Annotated in this window: 4 protein-coding genes; 1 reads left to right on the top strand and 3 read right to left on the bottom strand. The window is 35.0% G+C overall.

The window, feature by feature from the left end; all coding sequences use genetic code 11:
• The 3 genes from LKD41_RS15350 to LKD41_RS15360 all read right to left on the bottom strand — a co-directional run.
• A partial coding sequence (locus LKD41_RS15350; RefSeq protein WP_227701658.1) for a hypothetical protein occupies window positions 1–263 on the bottom strand: 263 nt, incomplete at its 3' end.
• Between the two features lie 58 nt (window positions 264–321).
• Complete coding sequence (locus LKD41_RS15355; RefSeq protein WP_227701659.1) at window positions 322–744, bottom strand: hypothetical protein; 423 nt, start codon at window positions 742–744, stop codon at window positions 322–324.
• Window positions 745–802: 58 nt separating this feature from the next.
• A complete protein-coding gene (locus LKD41_RS15360) occupies window positions 803–1,501 on the bottom strand; it encodes a hypothetical protein (RefSeq protein WP_227701660.1) in 699 nt (232 codons plus the stop codon).
• A 428-nt stretch (window positions 1,502–1,929) separates the two neighbouring features.
• Here LKD41_RS15360 and LKD41_RS15365 point away from each other — a divergent pair, with 428 nt between their 5' ends.
• Window positions 1,930–3,033: a CPBP family glutamic-type intramembrane protease gene (locus LKD41_RS15365; protein ID WP_227701661.1), complete on the top strand. Its 1,104-nt coding sequence runs from the start codon at window positions 1,930–1,932 to the stop codon at window positions 3,031–3,033.
• Window positions 3,034–3,127: the final 94 nt, after the last annotated feature.

Consider the following 3,127-nt stretch of genomic DNA (forward strand, 5'->3'; position numbering starts at 1 on the left):
TCGATTCCATAAATCAGATAAGAGTTTTCCTTTGATTTTATCAGAAATTCGTTACCTATTTTGCCGCGTTCAGCCCCCTCATCATCCATATATACCTTAGGTATGCTTGCATCGACCTGTGACAAATGTATACGATAATACTCCGCATAATGTTCACTTATTAAAATATATATTAAAAAAATTGTCCAAAAAATCGCTAGTCCTATTGAAAAACAGCGAAATCCTTTCAAAATTTTTTCTTTCTTATATTTACTTTCAGGCATGTTTGATTTTCTCCTTTGAATTTGTTCTGCACGCTGCACATCTTTTACATGCAATTTTTCAGTTTACTGGCTCTAAATATTCACAAATTTCCATTACTAAATAAACAATAGATGCAATCATAAAACAAATAGATAATATAAAGTATTTGATTTTTTCTTTCATTTCTTCTTGTTTTTTCCACTCTGCAAAGCATTCCACTGTCGCAGCCACACATGCAAAAAATATTTGAAAAGCTCCCCAAAAAAAGCATACAGTTGATGCTTTTGCATTAAGCAAATAGATAGAAAATAATGCCACACCAATTAGCATTTCATAACTCACACAAACAACCATGGAAAAAATTGTCGTTTGATTGTAAACTGCTACTGGAAATAGAAACAAATTCCTTATTTTCCCATTAATCACTATTCTCCTAAATCTCTCATCACAGTTTCTCACTCTACATGCTAAAATCATTACAATTGTTGTAATTATTAACATAATAATATATCTGTTCTGCATTGCTTAATTTTTCTCTCTCGTTCAATTTCAAAATCTTTTACAAGTTGTCCCAGGTTTCTTCGTTTATAGAAAACACCTCTTTCGGATAATCAATATTTACCAACTCTCCTCCTGTATATAAATCCTTTGCCACAACATGAATGGACCACTCTGCATTCCCATTTAATATCTGATACATTTCCGAATTAAAAAATATAATCATTAGTTTTGTCGTAAATGTAAGTCCATTTGCCTTCTGAGCTACCTGACAATTAACTTCGGTATAATCATCCGAAACCGATATTTTATATAATTCATCTTCATCTGTTTTTTCTAATTCATTCCTAATGTTTTCTTCGGCCTTCTTAATCCATTTTTCCTTTTGTTCCTCATTCAACTCTATAATAATGTTCTTTTCTTCATCCAAATATATATATTGGCAGTACACCATCGCTTCTCTTACATCTTTTATAAAATCGGTCGCATTCGTATATATCGCCGTAATTTCAAATTTCTGCAATCCTGTGTTATCATAATTTTTGTAATAATCCTTCGTCAAATCATAATTTTCATTTATTTTTTTTATTTCCATTCCAAATGGATTTTCATCTGCGCTTAGTATAATCGTATCTGCTTCTTCTCCTGTCTCTGTTTTTTCTGATATTGTCTGCACCTTTTTATATATTACAAGTGCTGCTACTATTCCTATCACGAATATCGCTATTCCTATAATTCCTGTTATATTTTTCTTCTTCATTCTTATTTTTTCCTCCTAGTATATAACCAATGCATTTCCTGTTATTGGCTTTCCTGCCCAATTAAACGCTTCTCTTATCTTAAAAGCATTCTTGCATCACAACTTTTTGCAATTATGTTATATTAAATTGTTTTATAAATTATTTGGGATACTTGCCGGAGAATTCCGACATATATGAACTTCCTTATTCTATAAAAGATGTAAGTGTTATTTTCATAGCCCACACTCCCATTGTTTACTCAACAACCACTTAATAGCTTAAACATTTTACTTTTTTCTGTCAATTAGCATTTTAGATAAAACACACTATTGTATTTGTATGATTTTCACAAAAGGGAATTATATAACTTTTACATTTCATTATGTACTTCCGGAAATGTATGCTATAATGAACGCATATTTTATTTACTAAGGAGAGGTATTTTACAATGAAAGAAAAATTTAAAAATCTGTCAGCACCCGTTGGGATCGTGCTGTCTGTTGTAGCGGTTATTCTTTTTACCGGGTTACTGTTGGGACTGGGTTTTGTTATGGGAAAAATCCCGATATTAAACGAACAAAACGACTACCTGCTTCAGGCAATCGCAGAATTTATCATTCTGATTGTTTTCCTGATTATAACCTTTGTGATTGGTTATGCCCGCATCTTTACGGAAAATGTTGCCGGCTGGCTCAGAAGTTTATATACCGGCGGTTTCTTTGTGGTTTACTGTCTGTTCAGCCTTATTGCACAGATTTATCTTTGCAGTATGTCAAAAGCGGGAAATGTAAGACCTGCTTTGGAAATTATATTCTATATAGTTGCTATTTTTCTGGTTGGACTGGTAGAAGAACTGGTCTTCCGAGGTGTTATTTTTAATCTGTTACTGAACAGTTTTCCAAAAACAAGAAAAGGTATTACCGGTGCCATTGTTTTAGGCGGCGTCCTCTTTGGTCTGATGCATTTTGTAAATATCCTTTCCGGAGTGAAATTTACAAGTGCGCTGATTCAGGTTATCTCCGCTGCTTTGATGGGTATTTTATTCTGTACGATATATGCATCTACCCGCAATTTCTGGATGCTTGTCATTTTCCATGCCCTTGTTGATTTTGCCAGCCTGCTTTCCACCGGAATTTTCGATGCTGGAAATATTGTGTCCCAGATCAATACTTTCTCTGCAATTAATTCCCTGTCATTTATCCTGCTGGCAATTCCAATGTTTGTTATGCTGCGCAAATCAAGACGTATCCGCTTAGAGATGCTCTACAACAACGTTCCGATTTATGATGATGAACACGAAGCAAAGATGCTTTCCATTGTATCTCTTGTTCTTGGTATCATCAGTCTGGTACTTTCCTGCATCGGCTATCTGATTGGACTTGGTATTGTGGGCATTTTCGCCGCAATTCTTTCCAAGAAAGCCAAGCCTTATAACAACTCTATGGCTACTGCCGGAATGATTACTTCCATCATCGGAATTATCCTTTCTGCCATTGCTGTGGTTCTCCTCAGTGTGGTCTATTCCAGTGATATGATGGCGCAGTTTATGTAAAGATTTTAGCACAACACAGAATGTGCCTTGGCACATTCTCGCGCCTGCGGCGGTCGCTTGCGACATCTACCTTATACGCCGCAGTGCGCATCCT

The sequence above is a fragment of the Roseburia sp. CLA-AA-H209 genome (genome assembly GCF_020687575.1).
GTDB lineage: Bacteria > Bacillota > Clostridia > Lachnospirales > Lachnospiraceae > Roseburia_C > Roseburia_C amylophila.

Excerpts from the sequence above, each read along its gene's own strand:
- LKD41_RS15365 (WP_227701661.1), top strand. The coding sequence starts at position 1,930 with ATGAAAGAAAAATTTAAAAATCTGTCAGCACCCGTTGGGATCGTGCTG.
- LKD41_RS15360 (WP_227701660.1), bottom strand. The coding sequence starts at position 1,501 with ATGAAGAAGAAAAATATAACAGGAATTATAGGAATAGCGATATTCGTG.
- LKD41_RS15355 (WP_227701659.1), bottom strand. The coding sequence starts at position 744 with ATGTTAATAATTACAACAATTGTAATGATTTTAGCATGTAGAGTGAGA.